We start from the raw sequence: 15,306 nt of genomic DNA on the forward strand, positions 1-15,306 counted from the left end.
ATCAGCTCGGAGATGCCGAAGCTTCTTCCTGCGCAGCAGGATCGGTAGCACTCGCTGCATCGTCGGCGACTTCGTCGACCTCGTCGGACGCAGCGACGTCGTCGGACTCGACGACCTCGGCCGCAGACTCTGCCGGGGCAGCCTCGGCCTCTTCCGTCGTCTCGACGGTGTCGGACGGCTCGACGGTATCGGCCGATTCCACACTGTCGGCTGTCTCGACGCTGACGGCTGTCTCGACACTGCCGGCTGTCTCGACGCCGTCGACCGTCTCGGCCTCAGCAGCGGGCTCGGCCGGAGGAACCGGCGATGCGATGACGTCGAGTGCTGCGTCGTCGTACGGCTCGAATTGCGGCGATCCGGCTCCGGAGGGGAGTTCGGTGTCGGAGTGCGCTCCGCAGCCGTATTCGGCGTGCACCACGTGTCCGTCGGCCGCGAATTCGTTGCCGCACACCCCGAAAGCTGCGGACAGTGAGCCGGCGATGGGGAGGTAGAAGCCACACAGCCCGCAGGTCGACGGCGCAGCCTTGGCCATCTCGGTATCGGGACCGAAGTCGCCGTCGTGCCAGCGCTGGGCGGCGTCGAGGCGTCCTTCGAGGCTGGTGACCTTGGTTCGGCCGAGACCGATCTCGCCCGCCACCTCGTCGATGGCAGGGTCACCGGACAGGACGTACCCGGGCACGAGCCGCGGATCGTCCTGACGCGGAGACAGCAGATCGCCGGGTCCCAGGTCGCCGGGACGGATGCGCTCGTCCCAGGGCACCCAGGTCGGTGCCACGAGGGCGTCGGGGCCCGGAAGCAGAACCAGCTCGCTGACCGTGGCGTGATCCGCGTCCTCCGGGGCGGCGACCACGACGGCCCACTGCCATCCGCGATACCCCTGGAGGTCGCTGGCGAACCGGTGGGTGGCCGCACTGGCGTCCTCGGCGGTGACCCCGAGGTACTCGCCGACACCGCCCTCTCCCAGGTCGAGCAGAGCCTGCCGCGCGAGGTCCACGGCATCGGCCAAGACGGGGCGGATGGAATCGAGCTCTGGAGAAGATACGAAACTCACACATTCAGTTTGCCGCATCGACTCGGTGACGCCCAGTTCGGGCTGCCATCATGGGTGCAATGACCGCCCGCGCCCGCTCCTTCGTCGCCGCCCTCACCTCGGTACTGGCAGCCACCGCCTGCTCGTCGACGACGCAACCGACCCCGGTGACGTCCGACTCGGTTCCGACGCTGACCACCGAGGTCGTGCGCGAATACGACCGCGGCAAGGACGCCTTCACCCAGGGCTTGGAGATCGACGGCGACGTGCTCTACGAAGGCACCGGGCTGGAAGGCTCCTCGTTCGTCAGGCGGACATCGCTCGAGAACATGACCGAACTCGATCGCGTCGACCTGCCGGCCGACCTGTTCGGCGAAGGCATCACCGTCGACGGCGACACCCTGTGGCAGATCACCTGGCAGGACGGCGTCGCGATCGCCCGCGACCGAGACACCCTCGCCGAGCGACGCCGAGTGAACTACGACGGCGAGGGCTGGGGGCTGTGCACGCAGAGTCCGGACGACCGCCTCGTGATGAGCGACGGCTCGTCCACCCTCACCTTCCGCGATCCCGCGTCGTTCGATGTCGAGTCGACCGTCGACGTCACGCTCGACGGCAATCCGGTGGAGCGTCTGAACGAACTCGAATGCGCCGACGACGGATCGGTGTACGCCAACGTGTGGCAGACGTTCGACATCATGCGTATCGACCCGGCAACCGGCGCGGTGACCGCGGTCATCGACGGCACACCACTGTGGAATTCGATGTCGGCCTCCGAACGCGGCGGCGCCGACGTGTTCAACGGCATCGCGCAGATCCCCGGCACCGACCGGTTCCTCGTGACCGGCAAATTCTGGCCCAAGATCTTCGAGGTGCGATTCACCGATACCGCGCCGGTAGGACAGAATTGACCACGTGACCGATCCACGTCTCCCCCACACCCCACCGGGTGCGGACGATTCAGAACAGGATCACTCCGCAGGCTCCGCTCACGACCCCGAGCAGAACGATGCTCCTGACCGACCTGGTCACTCCGCAGGCTCCGCTCCTGACCCGCTCGAGCACCCCGGTCTGGCGAACTACCCGACCGCAGTTCCCCTCACGTCGACCCATGTCCCGAGTCGGCGTCAGCCGTTGCCGCCGTTGCACCCGCCGCGGACCGAGCAGATCACTGCAGCGCGCGGCAAGTCCGGCGCACGCAAGCCGCCGCCGATGCCCAAGAAGCTGACCGTCACCCGCGTCGCCGCCATGCGCGGACGCGAACTCACCGGCAAGGGCATCGCATCGTTCCAGCGAGCCGCGAAAGCCGACGGTGCCGACAAGTCCGGTCTGACGGCACTCACCTACGCGACCATGGCCAACTTCGCTTCGGACGCCGCGCTGGCGATCGCATTGGCCAACACGCTCTTCTTCTCGGCCGCCACCGGTGAGGACAAGACCAAGGTGGCGCTCTATCTCGTCATCACCATCGCGCCGTTCGCGTTGATCGCGCCGCTCATCGGACCGCTGCTCGATCGGTTGCAGCACGGGCGACGCATCGCGCTCGCCACGTCCTTCGGGCTGCGCACCGTGTTGGCGGTGGTGCTGGTCTTCAACTTCGACAGCTGGGTGTTGTATCCGGCCGCGCTCGGCATGCTCGTCCTGAGCAAGTCCTTTGCGGTGCTCAAGAGCGCGGTGACGCCGCGAGTACTGCCGCCGGAGATCGACCTCGTTCGGGTCAACTCCCGTCTGACGGTGTTCGGTCTGCTCGGCGGCACCATCGCGGCCGGTGCAATCGCAGGCGGTATCGCGTTCGTCGCGGACTCCCCCGGCGCCCTGTGGTTCGTCGCGGCGATCACCGTGTTCGGTGCCTACCTGAGCATGAGGATTCCGTCCTGGGTGGAGATCACCGAGGGTGAAGTGCCTGCGACCCTGAGCTACCACGCCGATCAGCACGGTGGACGCGACTACGCCGGAAGCGGCGCTCCGACAGAGAACCTCCGCCGCACGGCCTCGTCCCCGCCGACGTCGAGCAGCACCAAGAACCGCAGACAGCCCCTCGGCCGGGCGGTCATCGTCGGTCTGTGGGGCAACGGCACCATCCGAATTCTCACCGGCTTCCTGACGCTCTACATCGCGTTCGTCGCCAAGTCCCGTACCGAGCACGAGCCGCTTCAGCAGGCCGCGATGCTCGGACTCGTCGGAGCCGCCGCCGGTCTCGGCAACTTCTCGGGCAACGCGCTCGGTGCCAGGATCAAGCTCGGTCGGCCGTCCCTGGTGGTCCTGCGGTGCACCATCGCCGTCACGGTGGTGGCCGTCGTCGCGGCGATCACCGACAGCCTGCTCACCGCGGCGGTGGCCGCGCTCGTCGCATCGAGCGCCAGTGCGCTCGCCAAGGTCTCCCTCGACGCGTCCCTGCAGGCCGATCTGCCGCCGGAGTCGATCGCGTCGGGATTCGGCCGCTCGGAAACCGTCATGCAGCTGTGCTGGGTCCTCGGCGGCACGCTCGGCGTGCTGCTCCCCACCGAGTACTGGCTCGGTTTCACGGTGGTCTCGGTGTTGCTTACGATCGGGCTCGTGCAGACATTCCTCACCTATCGCGGCAGATCGCTTCTACCCGGTTTCGGCGGCAACCGCCCCGACCACGTCGAACAAGAAGTGTCCGACGGTTCCTTCGGCGAAAACGTGACCAAGTGAATCTCGCTCCCCGCACCAAGAAGATCGCCGCCCTGACTGCCACGGGTCTGCTCGTCGTCGCCGTCGCGTTCGTTGCAGTGCTCGCCCTGCTGATCGGAAACGCACCGGAGAAGGAGCCGACCGTCGCCGCGTACTCCAACGGCCGGGCCGTCGACGTGGAGCCGTACCTGTACTGCGCCGTCAGCGACCCGCTGTGCACCAACGTGGGAGAGACCACCGAGATTCGGGTCGGCAAAGCCCCGACGGTGCAGCTCTCACTCCCCGAGGCCGTCTACTCGGCACCGTGGGTACTCGCCATGGTCTACGGCGACGACAGCGGCAACGTCGTCGAGAACAGCGAGTTCAACGAACCCGGAACCAGGCTCAGCGTCACGGTGCCCACCACGGACGACAACGACCGAACCCTGCTGGGGATCGAAGTTCGTCTGCCCACCGGCATCATCGACACCGATACCAATCAGGAGGGCTTCGTCAGCCACGCCATCTGGTCGATCGGCACGCGCCCGTAGGTCGCTCCCTGGATCAGCTGTCGAGCTCGCGGGCGACGGCCCGGACCACCTCGGAGATCCGCTGTGCGATCTTGCGGTCCGGGTACTTGCCCTTGCGGAGCTCGGGCTGCACGGTCGCTTCGAGCAGCGTGATCATGTCCTCGACCATCCCGTGCAGCTCGTCGGGAGTGTGCTTGCGCTCGACGGGTTCGCGGCGGGTGCTGCCGGTGTTCTGACGAACCGACGGTGCCGGCTCGAGCACCTTCAGGCTCAGCGCCTGAGGTCCGCGACGGCCCGCGGCCATCCCGAACTCGACTCGCTGACCGGCTTTGAGGCCTTCGACGCCCTCGGGCAGCGCCGAGGAACGCACGTAGACGTCCTCGCCTTCCTCCTGCGAGAGGAATCCGAATCCCTTGTCGACGTCGTACCACTTCACCTTGCCGGTCGGCACTGAGCTCACCCGTTCATCTGTTGCTGTCGATAGTTGCGTTGTTCGTGGGACCGATGTTCGGCCCGCACAAGTTTCGCGCCCCACGAGAACGTAGGACGCGAATACATCAGTCTAGCGCGGAGAGCCCGGATAGAGCATTCGAGTTGTTCCCCACACCACGCTCTTCACAGTGCCCCGCTTCCCACTACCGTGGTGTACGTGGACACAACGACCCGTAAGAGCAGCACCGCTCTGCTGCGCATCGCGCTGGCCCTGTTCGCGATCGGCCTCGTCGCCATCGTCGCGATCCTGATGTTTCCGATCTTCTCCGACGCCAAGCCCCCACTCGGGCTGTACCTGACGGCGATGTTCTCCGCGCCGACCGGCTTCGTGCTGGCCCTGGTGTACGCGCTGACATCCGGACGACGGGCGCGGTAGACCATGCGATTGATTCTGAACGTCATCTGGCTGGTCTTCGGCGGCCTGTGGCTGGCGCTGGGCTACTTCCTCGCCGGACTGCTGCTGTGCATCCTGATCGTGACCATCCCGTTCGGCATCGCGTCGTTCCGCATCGGCGTCTACGCGCTGTGGCCGTTCGGGTCGACCATCGTCGACAAGCCGGGGTCCGGATCCGGCGCGCTCGTCGGAAACGTGCTCTGGCTGATTCTGGCCGGTTGGTGGCTGGCCCTGACTCACGTGATCACTGCCGTCGCGATGGCGATCACCATCATCGGCATTCCGTTGGCGATCGCGAACCTGAAGATGATTCCCGTATCCCTGATGCCCCTCGGCAAGGACATCGTTGCCGTTCGGTGACCTCCCGAACCGGCCGACACATATGTGACTTCCATCACATCACGCTCCGGTAACGGACTGGCAACGGACAGGGGTTCAATGCCCGGCACGTCCACTAGCTGGGCCGACTCGAGACACCCGAAAGAGGTACAAAATGCGCTCTCGACGACGCCCCGAAATCGACAGTTACCAAATAGTGACGTAAGGCGGGAATTTCAGTACGGTCAGCAGCGGCCGGAAAGTTCGGCCGAATTCCGGCCCGCAGCGCCAAACCTCGTCCCGCGGGAACCGGAACACCCTCGACGATCACCCAGGGGACGAGGACGGGGGACCCACGTCCTCCACGGACAACCGGGAAGTTGTAGCGACTCACGAAGCCGCACCGACTTCCCTTGGGGTGAAGCCCAATTGCCCACTCGCAGGAGTGAGCGAAAAGGCCGGGCTACCTCTCAGCCCGAACCCGACAGCTGACCTCGCAGGCGCGTGTGGAGAGGATTTCAACTCGTATGAGCGGACGTCATCGCAAGCCGAGCACCACTGGCAAGACCGTCGCAAAGGTCGCAGTAACCGGAGCCATCATGGGCACCGCAAGCATCGCCTTCACCGGCACCGCCAACGCGGCACCGGATTCCGACTGGGATCGCCTGGCACAGTGTGAAGCCGGCGGCAACTGGGGCATCAACACCGGCAACGGCTACCAGGGCGGGTTGCAGTTCTCCCCCAGCACCTGGAACGCACACGGCGGCCAGCAGTACGCGGCCACGGCCAACCAGGCCAGCCGCGAAGAGCAGATCGCAGTCGCAGAGAAGGTCCTCGACTCGCAGGGCTGGGGCGCATGGCCGTCCTGCTCCTCGAGCCTCGGACTGAACAGCGCGCCCACCGAGCGCAGCGTTCCGGTCACCCCCAAGGCACCGGAAGTTCCCGCGCTGCCCGATCTGGCGTCCATCCCGGCAGTCGACACTTCGGCCGAGGTCGTCGAGGGCATCGTCACCGCCGTCCAGAACATCACCAACGATCCGCAGATCGCCTCGTTCGTGCAGAACGCGGCCCAGGGCATCCAGCTCGATCCGCAGATCGTGAACTTCTACCAGGCCAACAAGGCATTCCTGCCCCAGTAAACGCCCGCGACGGTTCAGCTCGTACGAAAAAAGCCCCCGACGGATCGTCGGGGGCTTTTTCGTGTTCGAGGGCCGCAGCTAGCGATTGACCACGGTCACCGGATGGGCATAGGGCAGGTCTTCGACGGGCAGCGGGAACTCGGTGTCCTCGCCGAAGGGTGACAAGCCACCCGATCGCGCGGACGAGAGTTCGGTCACCGCGTGGTCACCGCGAGCGGTTTCCGGCCAGCCTGGATCGACGTAGGGCTTCTTCGACTTGTTCACCATGCGCCTATTTTGACACCTGCCCTGCGGCAAGCACCAGCCCAGGTCTCTAATCTGATAGACGATGACCGACACGACTGCGCACCGACACACCGACACGCCCCCTGATCTACCTCAGTGGATCGCAGCTCGCAGCGACGCCGAGCTGATCAAGGCCATGTCGCTGCGTCCGGATCTGACCGCGCCGCCGCCCGCATCCCTGGCCGTCCTGGCCGGACGGGCCGAGCAGCGCCGGTCGATCCTGCACACCGCGGACACCCTCGACACCCTCGCCCTGACGGTCCTCGAGATCCTCGCCGTCGAAGAGGCGTACGAGCGGCCCGTCACCCGCGCCGCGCTGCTGGCTGTTGTCGCCAAACGCGCACCGGCCAAGAGCGTGGACAAGGCACTGGCCCAGCTGCGCGAACGCTTGCTGGTGTGGGGTGACGCAGCAGGCTTCCGGATCAGCGCCACAGCAGCGGACGCGGTGCCGTGGCGCATCGGCCGAGCACTCGACCCGGTGGACAACCTCACCGAAACGCACATCACCGCGGCTCTCGCCGAACTCGGCGACGGCGAACGCAGCCTTCTCGACACCCTCGCCAGATCGTCCCCGACCGGCCGCACCCGAGACGCCGCGCCTGGCACGCCGCCGGATCGACCCGTCCAGAAACTGCTCGCCGCGGGCCTGCTGATCTGGTTGGACGAGCAAACCGTCGAGCTTCCCGTCCAGGTCGGGCAGATCCTGCGCGGCGAACCGATGTCGGACCCGCGCTCGCTCGCCGAACCCAAGCTCGCCACCAGCACCCACACGCTCGCCGATGTCGACGCCGCTGCCGCAGGAGAGGCACTCGAGCTGAACCGACACTGCGTCGCCGTGCTCGAGGCGTTGTCGGCCTCGCCTGCACCCGCCCTCAAGGCAGGCGGCTTGGGCGTGCGCGAGCTCCGCAAGATCACCAAGGCGACCGGCCTCGACGACGATCGAGTGAGCATCCTCGTCGAGTTGCTGGCCGCCGCCCACCTCATCTCGAGCGGAACACCGGACCCGGTGCCTGCGTCCGACAACGGCGACGACTACTGGGCACCGACCCCTGCTGTCGACGCATGGCTCACCGCAGCCCCGGCGGCCCGCTGGCACACCCTCGCCGCCGCCTGGCTCGAAGTGCCGCGAGCACCGTGGGTCATCGGGATGCGTGACCCCAACGACAAACCCATCGCCGCCCTGTCCGAGGAGGTCCGCTCTCCGGCCGCACCGCGGGATCGACGGATGATCCTGGAATTGCTCGCCGAACTCGGCAGCGGACACGCAGCGCAGCCCGCCGACCTCGCCCGCACCCTGGCGTGGCGTCGACCCCGGTGGTCCGGGCGCTTCGGCGTCACACCCGTCGGACACGTTCTCGCCGAAGCAACGGCTCTCGGCATCGTCGCCCGTGGAGCGATCTCGACCCCCGGCCGCTCCCTGTTGCACGACGGCAATGCCGAGGCCGACATGCGTGCGGCCCTGCCCGAGCCCATCGACTACGTCCTGGTGCAGGCCGACCTCACCCTGGTGGCACCGGGCCCGCTCGAACCGGACCTGCAGGACCGAATCGAACTGGTCGCCGATGTGGAGTCCGCGGGCGCAGCCACGATGTACCGGATCAGCGACACCAGCCTGCGCCGCGCCCTCGATGTGGGACTGACCGCCTCCGAACTGCACTCGTTGTTCGCCACCCACTCGCGAACTCCGGTGCCGCAGGCCTTGACCTATCTGATCGACGACGTGGCTCGTCGGCACGGCCGCCTGCGAGCAGGCGTCGCCGCGTCGTTCGTTCGGTGCGAGGACCCGGCCTTGCTGGCCGAGGTGATGGCGTCCCCGGCAGCCGAATCGCTGGCCCTGCGAGCACTGGCTCCGACCGTCGCGATCTCTCAGGCCCCGCTCGCCGAGGTGCTCACGGTTCTGGCCGGAGCGGGATTCGCGCCTGCGGGCGAGGACTCGTCCGGCACCATCGTCGATCTGCGTGCCCGCGGATCGAGGGTATCGGCGAGGCGGCCACGCCAGGCGTTCCGTACCCCGGCCGTCCCCACCGAGGAACAGCTGGGTTCATTGGTGCGCGGGATGCGCGCTGCCGACAGGGCGGCAGGCAACGGCGGCGCGGTGGTGCGCGCCGACGGATCTCGGGCCAGCAGCACCGCGACGATGACGCTGCTGCAGACCGCGGCGAAGGTCAAACGGAGCGTGAGCATCGGCTACGTCGACGCCCAGGGCGTGGCGACCCACCGCATCGTCGATCCGATCAGCATCGGCGGCGGCCAACTCGACGCGTTCGACCCCGCCACCGGTGGGGTTCGGCGCTTCACCCTGCACCGGATCACCTCGGTCGCATTGGTCGAGTAGACCGGGCTCACGTGCACGCACGCCCCTACCTGTGGACAATGGAGAAGTTGCGCTCTTTCGGGCGCAGCAGATGTCTCTAGGAGGAACCGTGACCGACGGCCCGCTGATCGTCCAGTCCGACAAAACGCTGTTGCTCGAGGTCGATCACGAACTCGCGGGCGCAGCGCGGGCGGCCATCGCACCGTTCGCGGAACTCGAACGTGCCCCCGAGCACGTGCACACCTATCGCATCACCCCGCTGGCCTTGTGGAACGCGCGTGCCGCAGGCCACGACGCCGAGCAGGTGGTCGACGCGCTGGTGAACTTCTCGCGCTACGCGGTGCCGCAGCCGCTGCTGGTCGACATCGTCGACACCATGGCGCGCTACGGCCGGTTGCAGTTGGTCAAGAGCCCGATCCACGGTCTGGTGCTCATCAGCCTGGACCGCGCCGTGCTCACAGAGGTGATGCGCCACAAGAAGATTGCGCCCATGCTCGGCGCGATGGTCGACGAGGACACGGTGATCGTGCATCCGTCCGAACGCGGCCACGTGAAGCAGATGTTGCTCAAGATCGGCTGGCCTGCCGAGGACCTCGCCGGCTACGTCGACGGCGAAGCCCACCCCATCGAGCTCGACACCGAGGGCGGCAACTGGACGCTACGCGACTACCAGGAGATGGCGGCCGATTCGTTCTGGGCCGGCGGCTCGGGCGTCGTCGTGCTGCCCTGTGGCGCGGGCAAGACGATGGTCGGCGCAGCCGCGATGGCCAGAGCCAAGGCGACCACGCTGATTCTGGTCACCAACACCGTCGCCGGTCGGCAGTGGAAGCGCGAACTCATCGCACGCACCTCGCTCACCGAGGAGGAGATCGGCGAGTATTCGGGAGAACGCAAAGAGATTCGCCCTGTGACAATCGCCACGTACCAGGTGATCACCCGTCGTACCAAGGGTGAGTACAAGCACCTCGAACTCTTCGATTCCCGCGACTGGGGATTGGTGATCTACGACGAGGTGCATCTGCTCCCCGCGCCGGTGTTCCGCATGACGGCCGATCTGCAGTCGCGTCGCCGCCTCGGCCTGACCGCGACCCTCGTCCGCGAGGACGGCCGTGAGGGCGACGTCTTCTCGCTGATCGGACCCAAGCGGTACGACGCACCGTGGAAGGACATCGAGGCACAGGGCTGGATCGCGCCGGCCGAGTGCATCGAGGTTCGCGTCACCCTCACCGATGCCGAGCGCATGTCGTATGCCGTCGCCGAGCCCGAAGAGCGCTACAAGCTGTGCTCCACGGCGCACACCAAGATCGCCGTCGTGAAGTCGATCCTCGCCAAACACCAGGACGCTCCGACGTTGGTCATCGGCGCGTACCTCGACCAGTTGAACGAGCTCGGTGAAGCGCTGAACGCTCCGGTCATTCAGGGCTCGACCAAGAACAAGGAACGTGAAGTGCTGTTCGACGCGTTCCGCAAGGGCGAGATCCAGACGCTCGTGGTGAGCAAGGTGGCGAACTTCTCGATCGACCTTCCGGAAGCCTCCGTGGCGGTGCAGGTTTCGGGAACGTTCGGCTCCAGGCAGGAAGAGGCGCAGCGCCTCGGACGACTGCTCAGGCCGAAGCACGACGGCGGTCAGGCGCACTTCTACTCGGTGGTCTCCCGCGACACCCTCGACGCCGAGTACGCGGCTCACCGTCAGCGTTTCCTCGCCGAACAGGGCTACGCCTACCGCATCACCGACGCGGACGATCTGCTCGGTCCGGCGATCTGAGACTTCGGGTCCACTCGACGGCCGTGCTAGGAATACCTGTGTGCGCAAGTTCGAGTTCCCCGTAGACGTAGCCCACGCGAAGTCGGTCAACGAGACGTTCACCGAGCTTCGTCGGCTGCGGTCCTCCGCAGCACTCACCGCCGTGTTCCTCATCGCGCTGGGTGCCTGGTTCATCTGGATCGCGGCCCCGTGGTCGTACATCCTCGGCGCGGTGTTCCTGATCGGCGCAGCGACCTCGCTCTGGGTGATGCTGTGGGCACCCCGAAAGATGGGTTCCATCGAATCGCAATATGCCGCAGGCGATCTGGTGCCGGCAGTGGTGGCCGAGAAGCTACCGGTCGGAGCGATACTGCTGGCCCTGGTCGACATCGCGAAGCCGGAGGTGGACGAGCCGCACTACGTGTTGATCACCCGCGTCGTGCGCGCGCTCCCCGGCCACGCCGTCGAGCGGGGCGCGCAGGTGCCTGCAGTGTCGGTTCTCGCGGATCGTGGCCGCAACACCGGCGGGCGAACGTGGCAGTTGGCCTCGGCGATGCCCATCGCATGGGGAACGAGCGATCCGACGGTCCTCGCACGCGCCGCCCGGGAGATCACCGAGGGCGAGTGGGCGTTGCTGCACGCCAACATCGGTCTGTCGGAGAAGGTCCGCACGGCCAAGAACCAACAGTTGCTGATCGATCCTGCGGATCTTCCCGACGACCTGCACTGAAGCCTGCAACAACGATCTAGGCCAGGGCAGGGATCACCTCCCGCTCGAAGAGTTCGATACCGGAGCGGTCGTAGGCCGCTTCGGGGAAGTAGAAGATGCCGTACGTCATCCCCTGTTCCTGCAGCGCCGTCAGATTCTCGACGATCTGCTCAGGAGTTCCCACTGCGGGCATGCCGCGGTACGCGTCGAGAGCGCTGTGCGCCTTCTCGGCACCCACGTACTCGGTCAGTCGACTCTCGAGCGCGCGCAGTCTGTCTTCCACCTCGACCTCGGTTGCGCCGATGGCGACGTTGTAGTTCGCCGAGCGCACGATGGCATCGAAGTCGGTACCCACGGTTGCGCAGTGCTCGCGCAGCAGAGCAGATTTGGTGGCGAAACCAGTCGGGGTTCCGTCGAAGTTGGTGTAGTTCGCGTACTTCGCGGCGATCTTCAGAGTCACCTTCTCGCCGCCGCCCGCGATCCACAGCGGAATGCCTCCCTCCTCCAACGGTAGGGGTCGCACCACGGCACCGTCGATCTCGTAGTACTTGCCGTCGAGGAACACCTCTCCGGCCGTCCATGCCTGCTTGAAGATCTGCACGCCCTCGTCGAGCCTGCCCAATCGTTCTCCGGCAGAGGGGAACCCGTAGCCGTAGGCGCGGAACTCGTGCTCGTGCCAGCCGCCGCCGATGCCCATCTCGACGCGGCCGCCGGAAACGATGTCCACGGTGGCAGCAACTTTGGCGAGGTAGGCCGGGTTGCGGTACGCCATCGCCGTGCACATCTGCCCGAGCCTGATCCGCGAGGTGGTTGCGGCCAGAGCGGACATCAATGACCAGGCTTCGTGCGTCGCCTCGTCGGTCGCGGTGGGAACGGTGTGGAAGTGGTCGTACACCCACAGCGATTCCCATGGACCGGCCTCGGCGGCGAGCGCGTGATCGCGCATCGCACTCCACTGCAGGGCAGGGTCGATACCGACGAGATCGAGACGCCACCCCTGTGGCACGAACAATCCGAATCGCATGACAGGCACAGTACAGACGCAGGGCGAACGACCGGCTGCCGTCTGTGAACTACGCTGCAGGAATGTCCGAGTTGTACCCCTCGCGCACAGTGGCACGGTTGCGCCCGTTCGCATCGACGATCTTCGCCGAGATGACCGCACTCGCCGTCCAGAAGAAGGCCGTCAACCTCGGGCAGGGCTTCCCCGACACCGACGGTCCCCCGGCCATGCTCGAGGCCGCGCGTGAGGCCATCGCGAGCGGCCTGAACCAGTACTCCCCCGGCCCCGGCATGCCGGTGCTGCGCGCTGCCATCGCCGAGGACCGGTCGGCCCGATTCGGTGTGAGCTACGACCCCGATTCGCAGATACTCGTCACCGTCGGTGCCACCGAGGCGATCTCGGCGTCCCTCCTCGGGCTGATCGAGCCGGGCGACGACGTCCTGCTGATCGAACCGTTCTACGACTCCTACGCGGCCGCCATCGCTCTCGCCGGTGCCACCCGGACCGCCGTGTCGCTGGTCGCCGACGGCAACGGGTGGACCGTCGACACCGACGCCCTCGAACGCGCCATCGGGCCGCGCACGCGCATGCTGATCGTCAATTCTCCGCACAACCCCACCGGCACGGTCTTCGACCGCGACACCATGATGCGCATCGCCGACATCGCGGTGACACACGATCTGCTGGTTCTCACCGACGAGGTCTACGAGCACCTCGTCTTCGACGGCCGCGTACACGCGCCGATCGCGACCCTGCCCGGGATGTTCGAGCGAACCGTCACCGTGTCGAGTGCCGCCAAGACCTTCAACGCCACCGGGTGGAAGACGGGCTGGGCTCTTGGCCCTGCAGAACTGATCGACGCCGTCCGCGCCGCCAAACAATTCATGAGCTTCGTCGGCGGCACTCCCTTCCAACCGGCTGTGGCCTATGCGCTCGAGCACGAACAGGCGTGGATAGCCGCGATGCGCGACGGCCTGCAACGCAAGCGGGACACGCTCTCGGCCGCACTCGCCGCCGCAGGAGCAGATGTGAAGTACAGCGCGGGAACGTATTTCGTCTGTGCCGACATCGCCCCGATCGGGCGCGGTGACGCCTACGAATTCTGCCGCGCCCTACCGGACCTGGTCGGCGTCGCGGCGGTTCCGGTGACGGCGTTCGTCGACGAGCCCGCTCCGTGGAAATCATTGGTGCGCTTCGCTTTCTGCAAGCAAGACGAGGTTCTCGCCGACGCGGCCGAGAGGCTACGGAAGTTGTGAATGCACAACCGACGATCCCGGCCTACTTCGTCAGGCAGGCCGTCGACCTCGCGACGAAGAGCGGGGTGGACTTGACCTACCCGCTGTCGATGGCAGGCATCGGTGCCACCATCCTCGACAACCCGGCGGAGCGGCTGACCACCCGGCAGGTCACCGCGTTCACCCAGGCGGTCTGGACGATGACCGGCGACGAACTGTTCGGCCTCGCAGCAGTACCGGTGCGGCGCGGGAGCTTTCGCGTGGTGTGTCAAACGCTCATACACACCGAGAACCTGTGGGCTGCGCTGGTTCGGATGTCCGAGACCATGCGGGTGTTGATCCCGGTGCGTCCGATGACGATGGACCGAACCGAGGAATCCACGGTGTTGACGGTGCACGTCACCCCCACCACCCACCTGAGCCCGGAAGGCAACGAACTCGCCGAGCGTCTGCTGACCGACTTCCTGCTGATTCTGCTGCACCGATTCGCGGCGTGGCTCATCGGAAACCGGGTCAAACTTCTGTCGGTGCAGTTGCCCTACCCGCTGCCGGGACCCGAAGCGGGAAAGATGTACGACGCCATCTTCGGAACTCACGTGGAGTTCGGAACCGACCGCGCCACACTGGAATTCGACAGCGCGGTGATGCGGGCACCGATCGTGCAGACCGAGGCGACTCTGGCGGAGTATCTCGCGGAATCGCCCAATCTGCTGTTCTCGTCCCGAGATTACGACAGCACTGCGTCGAGCCAGGTTCGCCGCGCTCTGGAAACCGGGTTCAAAGGTGGGGCACCGGGAACCGAGGAAATCGCAGCGATGCTCAACATCAGCCCACCACACCTGCGACGCATTCTTCGGCAGGAGGGCACCTCCATCAACCAACTGCGCGAAGAAGTACTGCGCGATGCGGCGATCTCCGGGCTGAGCCGCGGCGACAGCGTCGACGACATCTCGACCCGCTTGGGGTTCTCCGAGCCCAGCGCTTTCCGACGGGCCTTCAAGCGATGGACCGGCCAGACCCCCGGCGCTTACCGACTCAACTGACGCAGAACTCGTTGCCCTCGGGATCGGTCATGGTGATCCAGAAACTGGGCCCCTGATGTGCTCGATGCAGTACCGACGCACCCCGTTCCTCGAGTTGGGCGACCACCGTCTCGCGCTCGTCGCCGACGCGGATGTCGAGGTGCAACCGATTCTTCACCGATTTCGGTTCGGCTACCGACTGGAACAGCACGCGCGGGGAACCGGGCGACTCGGGATCGACGATGCCCGCACCCGCCTGCCACACCAGAACGCCCTCGAACGTGATCGTGTCCTCCTCGCGGGCGTGCCCCGCGGCGACCATCTCACGAATGAAATCCTCGTCGATGGGTTCGACCTGCCAGCCCAGTGTCTGCGCCCACCACTTCGCCAGCGCGTGCGGAGTCGCACTGTCGACGACGACCTGAAATCCGTATCCCATGACGGCACGATACCGCCG

16 protein-coding genes and 1 riboswitch are annotated in these 15,306 nt (G+C 66.5%); of the genes, 11 read left to right on the forward strand and 5 right to left on the reverse strand.

Features of this window, described 5'->3' with window-relative positions; all coding sequences use genetic code 11:
• Position 1: 1 nt before the first annotated feature.
• Positions 2–1,069, reverse strand: a complete 1,068-nt coding sequence (locus tag CH251_RS05660) for a DUF3027 domain-containing protein (RefSeq protein ID WP_094612286.1) — start codon at positions 1,067–1,069, stop codon at positions 2–4.
• 41 nt (positions 1,070–1,110) lie between these two features.
• On the opposite strand from CH251_RS05660, the gene CH251_RS05665 reads away from it, so the two are divergent.
• Genes CH251_RS05665 through CH251_RS05675 form a run of 3 tightly spaced genes read left to right on the forward strand, consistent with a single transcriptional unit; the run spans position 1,111 to position 4,215 of the window.
• Positions 1,111–1,941, forward strand: coding sequence for a glutaminyl-peptide cyclotransferase (locus CH251_RS05665; protein ID WP_373454921.1), 831 nt, complete (start codon positions 1,111–1,113; stop codon positions 1,939–1,941).
• 4 nt (positions 1,942–1,945) lie between these two features.
• Positions 1,946–3,706 carry an MFS transporter gene (locus CH251_RS05670; protein ID WP_179273519.1) on the forward strand — a complete coding sequence of 587 codons (1,761 nt, stop codon included), beginning with the start codon at positions 1,946–1,948 and terminating at the stop codon, positions 3,704–3,706.
• A complete protein-coding gene (locus CH251_RS05675; RefSeq protein ID WP_094612288.1) occupies positions 3,703–4,215 on the forward strand; it encodes a DUF2771 domain-containing protein in 513 nt (170 codons plus the stop codon). Before CH251_RS05670 ends, CH251_RS05675 begins: the two co-directional genes overlap by 4 nt.
• Before the next feature lie 13 nt (positions 4,216–4,228).
• Here CH251_RS05675 and CH251_RS05680 read toward each other — a convergent pair whose 3' ends face one another.
• Complete coding sequence (locus CH251_RS05680) at positions 4,229–4,645, reverse strand: cold-shock protein (protein WP_008719325.1); 417 nt, start codon at positions 4,643–4,645, stop codon at positions 4,229–4,231.
• A gap of 198 nt (positions 4,646–4,843) precedes the next feature.
• Between CH251_RS05680 and CH251_RS05685 the strand changes: the two genes are divergently transcribed.
• The 3 genes from CH251_RS05685 (at position 4,844) to CH251_RS05695 (ending at position 6,537) form a co-directional block, all read left to right on the forward strand.
• Positions 4,844–5,062 carry a hypothetical protein gene (locus CH251_RS05685; RefSeq protein WP_094612313.1) on the forward strand — a complete coding sequence of 73 codons (219 nt, stop codon included), beginning with the start codon at positions 4,844–4,846 and terminating at the stop codon, positions 5,060–5,062.
• 3 nt (positions 5,063–5,065) lie between these two features.
• Positions 5,066–5,440: a YccF domain-containing protein gene (locus CH251_RS05690; protein ID WP_094612289.1), complete on the forward strand. Its 375-nt coding sequence runs from the start codon at positions 5,066–5,068 to the stop codon at positions 5,438–5,440.
• 269 nt (positions 5,441–5,709) lie between these two features.
• Positions 5,710–5,917, forward strand: a riboswitch (cyclic di-AMP (ydaO/yuaA leader).
• 8 nt (positions 5,918–5,925) lie between these two features.
• Positions 5,926–6,537 carry a resuscitation-promoting factor Rpf1 domain-containing protein gene (locus CH251_RS05695; RefSeq protein WP_094612290.1) on the forward strand — a complete coding sequence of 204 codons (612 nt, stop codon included), beginning with the start codon at positions 5,926–5,928 and terminating at the stop codon, positions 6,535–6,537.
• A 78-nt stretch (positions 6,538–6,615) separates the two neighbouring features.
• On the opposite strand, the gene CH251_RS05700 is transcribed toward CH251_RS05695, so the two are convergent.
• The gene (locus tag CH251_RS05700; protein ID WP_008719333.1) at positions 6,616–6,804 is read right to left on the reverse strand and encodes a hypothetical protein; all 189 of its coding nucleotides are present in this window, start codon (positions 6,802–6,804) and stop codon (positions 6,616–6,618) included.
• A 61-nt stretch (positions 6,805–6,865) separates the two neighbouring features.
• On the opposite strand from CH251_RS05700, the gene CH251_RS05705 reads away from it, so the two are divergent.
• The 3 genes from CH251_RS05705 to CH251_RS05715 all read left to right on the forward strand — a co-directional run bounded on the left by CH251_RS05705 (position 6,866) and on the right by CH251_RS05715 (position 11,610).
• Positions 6,866–9,157, forward strand: coding sequence for a helicase-associated domain-containing protein (locus CH251_RS05705; protein WP_094612291.1), 2,292 nt, complete (start codon positions 6,866–6,868; stop codon positions 9,155–9,157).
• Positions 9,158–9,245: 88 nt separating this feature from the next.
• Complete coding sequence (locus CH251_RS05710; RefSeq protein WP_037187427.1) at positions 9,246–10,901, forward strand: DNA repair helicase XPB; 1,656 nt, start codon at positions 9,246–9,248, stop codon at positions 10,899–10,901.
• A gap of 40 nt (positions 10,902–10,941) precedes the next feature.
• On the forward strand, positions 10,942–11,610 hold the full coding sequence (locus CH251_RS05715; protein ID WP_094612292.1) for a DUF3239 domain-containing protein: 669 nt from the start codon (positions 10,942–10,944) through the stop codon (positions 11,608–11,610).
• A gap of 16 nt (positions 11,611–11,626) precedes the next feature.
• Here the strand turns inward: CH251_RS05715 and CH251_RS05720 are convergent, their stop codons facing one another.
• A complete protein-coding gene (locus CH251_RS05720) occupies positions 11,627–12,613 on the reverse strand; it encodes a TIGR03560 family F420-dependent LLM class oxidoreductase (protein ID WP_094612293.1) in 987 nt (328 codons plus the stop codon).
• Positions 12,614–12,675: 62 nt separating this feature from the next.
• On the opposite strand from CH251_RS05720, the gene CH251_RS05725 reads away from it, so the two are divergent.
• Together CH251_RS05725 and CH251_RS05730 are read left to right on the forward strand one after the other, a co-directional pair.
• The gene (locus CH251_RS05725; protein WP_094612294.1) at positions 12,676–13,848 is read left to right on the forward strand and encodes a pyridoxal phosphate-dependent aminotransferase; all 1,173 of its coding nucleotides are present in this window, start codon (positions 12,676–12,678) and stop codon (positions 13,846–13,848) included.
• Entirely contained in the window at positions 13,845–14,870 is a 1,026-nt protein-coding gene (locus CH251_RS05730) for an AraC family transcriptional regulator (RefSeq protein ID WP_094612295.1), read from the forward strand. Before CH251_RS05725 ends, CH251_RS05730 begins: the two co-directional genes overlap by 4 nt.
• Here CH251_RS05730 and CH251_RS05735 read toward each other — a convergent pair.
• Positions 14,863–15,288, reverse strand: a complete 426-nt coding sequence (locus tag CH251_RS05735) for a VOC family protein (RefSeq protein WP_094612314.1) — start codon at positions 15,286–15,288, stop codon at positions 14,863–14,865. The genes CH251_RS05730 and CH251_RS05735 overlap by 8 nt on opposite strands.
• Between the last annotated feature and the right edge of the window lie 18 nt (positions 15,289–15,306).

The organism is Rhodococcus sp. 06-462-5, from assembly GCF_002258315.1.
Taxonomy (GTDB): Bacteria; Actinomycetota; Actinomycetes; order Mycobacteriales; family Mycobacteriaceae; genus Rhodococcoides.